Source organism: Armatimonadota bacterium, assembly GCA_039679645.1.
Classification (GTDB): Bacteria; Armatimonadota; UBA5829; order UBA5829; family UBA5829; genus UBA5829.
Window position 1 is genome coordinate 1 of sequence record JBDKUO010000048.1, and the last position, 7121, is coordinate 7121.

Consider the following 7121-nt stretch of genomic DNA (forward strand, 5'->3'; position numbering starts at 1 on the left):
CCGGCCAGGGCGCGCCCGAACTGGGTTACGACAAGCGCATGTTCGGCCCCGGCGACCTCAGGATCGATATCGGCAGCATGACAATAGGCGTCGGCCTGCGGCTCGACGATCTGCTCTGGGCGCAAAACCCTTCAGCAAAGCAATCGCAGTATCAGGTATACGGCACTGACAACAAAGTCTTGAATATGCGCTCCCGCGACGCAGGCACCCTTGGCGATGTCGAGCTCAACCCGACCTGGGCCAGAGCCGGAAACCAGAGTCTTGCAGCGGGCGACATAAGAAACTCTGCATTTTTCGTCAGCGGCAGCGGGACATCTATCGGCAACGCCGATGTGGACTATGCATATACCGGCGTAACATATAACGGCGCAAAGGTCTTTGCATATAAAGTCAGTGTCCCTTGGGAACTGCTCGGCCAGAACGCAAAGAACTATTCTTTCACCGCTTCATGGCGGCCCGACTGCGGAAATGATGTTCTCGGCGCCAACTTTCGCGGCTCCCTAGTAGGCACAACTTCTTCAGTCCCTGAGCCGGGTAGTGTAGTCGCACTGACAAGCGGATTGATCGGCTTCATCGGATCCAAAAAGCGCAGGTAGACAAATTATAATCCAGACGCAAAATATCCCTCCATGCAGCAGGCGCGGAGGGATATTTTGCGTACGCCATTCTGTATGCCTGCAGCGTTAATCATAAGACGAGGGAGGGTAAAATCGGCGTGACCTGTGTCCGCACACATGATCATGCAAAAGGAGGTCCGCAATGACAACTCAAACCAATGTCCGTCTCTTATTGGCTGCGCTTGTGTGTTTGCTGATAGCCATATGTCCGGTGCTGGCTCAAAATCCGAGCAGTTGCACTACAAGTGGCTTCAGCGGCTACAGTTACACGACCACCAACGACGGAACAAACACAACGCTGCATTTCACTTTTTACAACCGTTCGCCGATAGGTGGTGTCTATGTAAATATAGGAGAGATATACTTTGACGGCCTGCCTGTGCCTGTCGGTACCCCTACAGCGCCATCCGGCTGGGTATTCAATCAGATCGGCCCAAAGCTGTTTTATGCGACCACATCTAACCCGTGGTGGAAGACGCCGCCCGCAATCAAACCGGGAGACAGCCTCACAGGTTTCGATTATACGATTTCAGGGCTTGTGGTCCCCGATTTTGTTGTGTTCACACACGTTCAGAACGTGACGGATGCTAATGGAACAACTGCAGGCCCGTTAGGAACCTGGTTTGACTGCTCGGTTATCGTCACTCCACCTGAGGATAATCCATGCATCAGCATAATTAAAACACCGTCCCCCCTCTCCGGCGCCACCGGCGATGTGATCGAATATGGATATGAAGTCTGCAACTGCGGGAATACCGACCTGACAGTGATATCACTGACTGACACCCTCTTGGGTGACCTGCTCGATGAGTTTGTTGCTGCCAATGGCGATTCCGCAGACCTGCCGGTCGATACTTGTGTGACTTTCTCAGTATCGCGCACAATTCTTGAAAGCGACCCGAACCCGATACCAAACTGCGTGACGGTAGAAGCCGATCCGCCTACCGGGCCGCCCGTAAGCGATACCAAGTGCGCGTCCGTAGTTCACATTCAGACGAATCCTTTCCCGTGCATCGAGCTGACAAAAAGCGTATATCCCACTCAAGCGCTTGTCGGCCAGCAGGTCATATACACTTATAAGGTATGCAACTGCGGTGACGAACCGCTAACTGTGACCAGCCTTGTCGACGATGTGCTCGGCGATCTCACAAGTAAGTTTATTGCGGCTAACGGCAGCAGCAACATTTTAGGTGTTGAATCGTGCGTGAGCTTCAATGTGCTCTTTACAATCCCCGATGTGGAACCTGGGCCGTTCTACAACTGCGCGACCGTCCAGACCAGCGAAGGACCTGAAAGCACAGCTTGTGCAAGGGTTGATGTAAGCAAAGTGCCGCCTCCGTTCAGAGTATGCGATTTGCCGGTAACCCTTACACAGGAGGGCTGGCGCACATTCGCCGACCCGTACAACTCGATCTTGCCGGGAAGCATTTTCAACAGGTTCTCGACGGCTTTCGCAAGTTGGTCGTTCTATGGGAGCCACTGCAAGAACGAGATCGCTGTAGGGCTGCCCACAACTTGCGATCTTGTTTTCAAAGGTACCGCTTTTGGCCTATACAAATTGTGTTGTTTCTTGCCTCAGACAGGCCCTGTGCAGTGTTTCAAGTTTAATATGGACCTGGTCAATCCTACTGTGATGCTCAACAATATTGGGCATCCAGTCAGTAATGCGCTGGCAGGAGAGGCGCTCGCTCTAACGCTTAATATCGGCTACAACGATATGTGCCTCATGCCTCGAACTCCCGGCTATAACCTTGAAGACTTTATTATCACACAGGGACCTTTCAAATACAGAACGGTAGGCGAGATTTTGGATATGGCGAACAGGATACTGGGAGGCACTCTGCCGTGTCAACTCGGGCTTCAAGGTAATTCGTTTGACGCCACAGTCTTGTTGGCAGCAGTCATTCACAGGATAAATGAAAACTATGAATTCCAGGGCTTTGACACATTTATTGACAGGGGATATTTGAAACCCGTTGGAAGTTGCGGCAAGTTCGGAATGGGGCTGCCTATTGTTGTGCCCTAAATATGCAATATGTTTCAGACCGAGGCAGGTTGATGATACTTGCCTCGGTCTACCCTCTATTTGCCGCCTAATAGTAGTTGAATATACTGCGCGCGTTCAAACGCATAGGGATCACCTACATTTTTATGACTCAACTTCCCTCTGAAGTCCTCTATGCCGCCGTATCCATGCGTACCCATCCAATTAGATAATTCTGAGTTCATGGTGGTGATGTGGCTCAGGCCGTTCTCGTAAAGAGTGGAAACACACTGCACAGCTTTTGCGCCCGCAAGCAGATGGCGAGCGATGTCTTGGGCTGTTTTAACGCCGGTGCTTGCCGCAAGATCGACGTTCAAACCGTCGGAAAGGATTCCAATCCATCTCAGAGGCAGGCGGGTATCCTCCGATCTGCTGAAGTCCAGGTTTGTTACTATCCGCTCATGCTCAGGGTCGATAAAAGGCTGATAGAACCTGTTGAACAACACAAGCCCGTCCGCACCTGCTTCAACTACTCTATTAGTAAAATTTGCAAGAGCTGTGTAGAATGGGCTCAGCTTAATCGCCACAGGTATCGATACTTCAGACTTCACCGATCTTACTATATCCAGCGCCTGATTCTCTACATCTCCAGCGTTTTTATTCGGATCGGTCTCTATGGCATAAAGATTCAGCTCAAGCGCATTGCACCCGGCCTGCTCAAGAAGTTTTGCGTATTGGATCCAGTCACCTTTTGAAATCGCGTTAATACTCCCGATCAGAGGTAACTCTACTTCTTTACGCGCTTTTTCGACCCACATCACATGCTCGCGCGGGCCAGAATGGTCCATATGAGGAAAGTAAGTGAGCGCCTCGGCAAACTCCTCACTATGCGCTGTGAGGTCTTCTTCAAGTTCTTCGCGCTCAAGCTCAATCTCCTCTTGAAAGAGCGAGTGAATGACCAGCGCTCCCGCTCCTGCATCTTCAGCTTTCTTAATATTGTCGATCTTGTGAGACCAGGTCGATGCGCCCACAATTATGGGACTCGATAGCTTGATACCCATATATGTGGTGCCAATATCTGCCATGGTATTATCCTCCTGCAAATAAGTGCTGTTGGGATATTACCCGGATGCATCGAAAAGAAAACGGTGGAGCTAGTAATAAACTATTGGCCTAGAGTCTTTGTCGCTTCTTTTTTCGCAAACTTATGCATGTCACCGATATTCCACTCAAGATGGCAGCAAAGCTGGAAGGCTCCGGCACGGCATTGGGACTATATGTAACTATTCCGCTAAATGTCAGACCACTTGGATTGAAGGAAACGAAGACATTGTTGTGAGCATAGAACTGCAGCACATTTAGCCCTGAATTAAAAAACGCAGAGTTCGATGTCCCGAAATTGGTTAGTACCTCCAAGTGACCACCACTCCCAATCAGATGACCATTAAGGTAGGCATCTGCTCCATCGTCACAAGCAAAAACCATTGAGATTAACGGTGTATCATAGTTCTCAGGCAGCGAGAAAGTCGTTGAATATATGTAGCCGTAACGTGGAGAACTCTGAGTGCCATTAGCAACTCCCACCCACTTACTGCCTGGTGCCGCATCGACCCAGACACTGTTTTTTGTTATAACCAATGCTTGTTGCTGTGCAACATCGGCTGCTGGATAGCTTACTCCTCCCACCATAACAGGTGCTCCAACCACAGATACGAGTGGGTCCAGCGCTCCGATAGCTGCATTACCGCTCATCACAGCGATCGAATCGCCGGAGACCGATCCAGCAAGAAACAACACTAACATGCACACAATTACACTCGATAATCTCATCCTTTTCTCCTTCGCTCTCTTCGGAGCTTGTTTTATATGCCTGCAAAATGCAGACACTAAGTGTTTGGCTGCTTTCAATATACCACAAACTGCATTATCACACAATGGCCATGTATGCTAACTAAACAGTATTATATGATTAGATTTAGAATGCACGGACTGTTATAGATATTATTAGTATGTATGGTATGTGAAGCTGTCTGCTATTTGCAATAATATTCTGACACAGCAAAGAACCAGCATGCATAAAACAGGATAAAATCTCTTACATTCCGATCTTTCTTTTCTGCTTGTGAATATTCTTCCATTTCTCGCGCTCTGTCAGCGCCGCTCCGGCATCCTGCTTCCTCTCAAGGTAATGAAGCTCGCCGAGCATCTTCCGATAGTTCTCGAATCGACGCGCATCCAGTGTTCCATCTCCAAGCGCTTTGATCACAGCGCAGCCCGGCTCATTCACATGCTTGCAATCCCGAAACTTACAGCTTTCACCCAGCTTCTCTATATCGCTGAAGGCTTCAGCGAGTCCGTCATCCGCGTTCCAGAGTTGAAGTTCGCGCATGCCTGGAGTATCAATCACCATTCCGCCCGACGGCAGAACAAACATCTGGCGGTGAGTAGTAGTATGCCGTCCACGACTGTCGTCATCGCGAACCTCCTGCACTCTCTGAACGCTATCACCGAGCAGATAGTTAACAATTGTAGACTTTCCGACGCCGGATGAGCCCAGCAACGCAACACTCTGGCCGGCTGATATATAATTCGCCAGGCATTCCATGCCGATGCCCTGCACACAGCTTATCGCATGCACACCCACGCCCGGAGCCGATGCCATTACATCGCTTATTTTCTCTCCGACGTCATCGCACAGGTCGCACTTTGTGAGCAAAACGACAGGCTTCGCTCCGCTTTCCCAGGCAAGAGTGAGATATCGTTCGATGCGGGCAGCTCTAAAGTTCTGGTCCAAACCTGTAACAACAAACACTGTATCTATATTCGCTGCGATAGGCTGCTCCCTCACTCTGGAGCCGGCTTCTTTGCGCGAGAACTTGCTCTTCCTGGGAAGCAGAGCATGGATAATCGCTTTAGGCGGCTGCTCATGCAGAATTTGCGCAGCCACCCAGTCGCCGATAACAGGTTTCTCGGTCTCATAGAGCATCTTGCCTGTGGGTATGGCCGCCATCTCGCCATATTCGGTGATAACCGCGTATAATCCCCTTTGCTCAAGGCTGACCCGGCATGGCGACAGACTGTCGTTGTTTAGTTGGTTGAAGTGATGTGCAAAATCGGAATCGTATCCGATATCTTGTAGGTTCAATTCGGGTTCCTCCAAAATCAGGCGTACATATATGATTCGCACGCGAGAGAAACCCACATGTGGTGCGTTAGGTGATGTTCAGAATTAAAGATGAAGCACTACGTCAGAGGATTTCCTCGCGGATAAACAATATTGTTTTGATAAATACAGCGGTCATAATGTCCTCCTTTAGTTTGAGAGCGGAGAGCATAGGGCTCAGAGCCCAAAACTACAACGCTCCATATGTTTTATCCACACTATTATAGATCGAAGACGATACCACGCTAAACACATACGTGAAAAACCTCCACTTTTTCGACCATATGCAAGGAAGGAGGAGCACGAACGTCATATACCGTATAAAACAATGCTTGAGACCGGAGGCGAGTCTTGATTCGAGAGCATCATAAGAAAGAAATTGACAGACTGATCGACAAATTCTCACCCGACGAGAGGTTCTGCGCACTGATTATCGGTGGGTCGGTGGCAAAGGGCACTGCAAAAGATAACTCAGATATTGATGTTCTAATCGTCGCGACAGACGAAGAATTTGAGCAAAGGAAGGAAAAAGACAATATATTTTACCTCGACAGGGAATGCGACTATGATGGCGGCTACATCGACGGCAAGGTGATCAATCTTCAATTTATTAAAGATGCTGCCGACCATGGCAGTGAACCTGCCAGGTGGGCATTCACCGGCTCTTTCGCCGCATATTCACATATACCGGGTCTGGATGAACTAATCAAACGTATTCCTGTGTATCAGGAATCCGAACAGGGTGAAAAACTCAAGTCGTTTTACTCTCAGTTGGCGCTCATGCCGTGGTTTGCCGGTGAAGGAGAAAGACGCAGCGACCCATACCTGGTCTTGAAAGCCACCACCGACACAGTTTTCTTTGCCGCGAGAGTCGTGTTGGCTCACAACAAAATGCTCTTTCCCAACCAAAAGTGGCTGATGACCGAGCTGCCGAAAGCACCCAACATACCTCCCACGCTGATTGCGCTCATGGATGACGCAATGTCACACCCCAGCGCGAAAGCCACTGAGTCCATACGTGATTGTATAAACAGCCACTACGGAGATATTGGGATAAGCTGGGAGGAACTGGTAACAAAATTCATTGAGGAATGCGAGTGGAACTGGCAGGAGCACAGACCACCGATTCAGGACTGGTAAGATAATAACACAATAACCGGAATTTGGTATTTCAGGATTTGAGCGAAGCAGAAATCCTGAAACTCACAGGTTGCCTTGTTTCGGGAACAAGGAAGCTGTCTCAGAATGCTTCGCTAAGATACGAAGAATTATTGAAACACATTCCAAGTTCCCCGATTCGGCGACAACACAAGTGTATAAATCTATCAATGCTGCTAAAACAGGCAACCAATGACGA

Annotated in this window: 6 protein-coding genes; 3 read left to right on the forward strand and 3 right to left on the reverse strand. The window is 49.3% G+C overall.

Translation table 11 applies throughout. The features are described 5' to 3' along the window. A partial coding sequence (locus ABFD83_09785; GenBank protein MEN6357361.1) for a PEP-CTERM sorting domain-containing protein occupies nt 1-596 on the forward strand: 596 nt, incomplete at its 5' end. Between the two features lie 163 nt (nt 597-759). Then, nucleotides 760-2643 carry a hypothetical protein gene (locus ABFD83_09790; GenBank protein ID MEN6357362.1) on the forward strand — a complete coding sequence of 628 codons (1884 nt, stop codon included), beginning with the start codon at nt 760-762 and terminating at the stop codon, nt 2641-2643. 56 nt (nt 2644-2699) lie between these two features. On the opposite strand, the gene ABFD83_09795 is transcribed toward ABFD83_09790, so the two are convergent. The 3 genes from ABFD83_09795 to rsgA form a co-directional block, all read right to left on the reverse strand. Further along, nucleotides 2700-3686 carry a dihydroorotate dehydrogenase-like protein gene (locus tag ABFD83_09795; protein MEN6357363.1) on the reverse strand — a complete coding sequence of 329 codons (987 nt, stop codon included), beginning with the start codon at nt 3684-3686 and terminating at the stop codon, nt 2700-2702. 88 nt (nt 3687-3774) lie between these two features. After that, nucleotides 3775-4431, reverse strand: a complete 657-nt coding sequence (locus tag ABFD83_09800; protein ID MEN6357364.1) for a PEP-CTERM sorting domain-containing protein — start codon at nt 4429-4431, stop codon at nt 3775-3777. Nucleotides 4432-4696: 265 nt separating this feature from the next. Continuing rightward, nucleotides 4697-5746, reverse strand: a complete 1050-nt coding sequence (rsgA, locus tag ABFD83_09805) for a ribosome small subunit-dependent GTPase A (protein MEN6357365.1) — start codon at nt 5744-5746, stop codon at nt 4697-4699. 369 nt (nt 5747-6115) lie between these two features. Here rsgA and ABFD83_09810 point away from each other — a divergent pair, with 369 nt between their 5' ends. Beyond that, a complete protein-coding gene (locus ABFD83_09810; protein ID MEN6357366.1) occupies nt 6116-6904 on the forward strand; it encodes a nucleotidyltransferase domain-containing protein in 789 nt (262 codons plus the stop codon). The last annotated feature ends 217 nt before the right edge of the window (nt 6905-7121 follow it).

Coding starts and splice junctions, on each gene's coding strand:
- ABFD83_09790 (MEN6357362.1), top strand. CDS start 760: ATGACAACTCAAACCAATGTCCGTCTCTTATTGGCTGCGCTTGTGTGT.
- ABFD83_09795 (MEN6357363.1), bottom strand. CDS start 3,686: ATGGCAGATATTGGCACCACATATATGGGTATCAAGCTATCGAGTCCC.
- ABFD83_09800 (MEN6357364.1), bottom strand. CDS start 4,431: ATGAGATTATCGAGTGTAATTGTGTGCATGTTAGTGTTGTTTCTTGCT.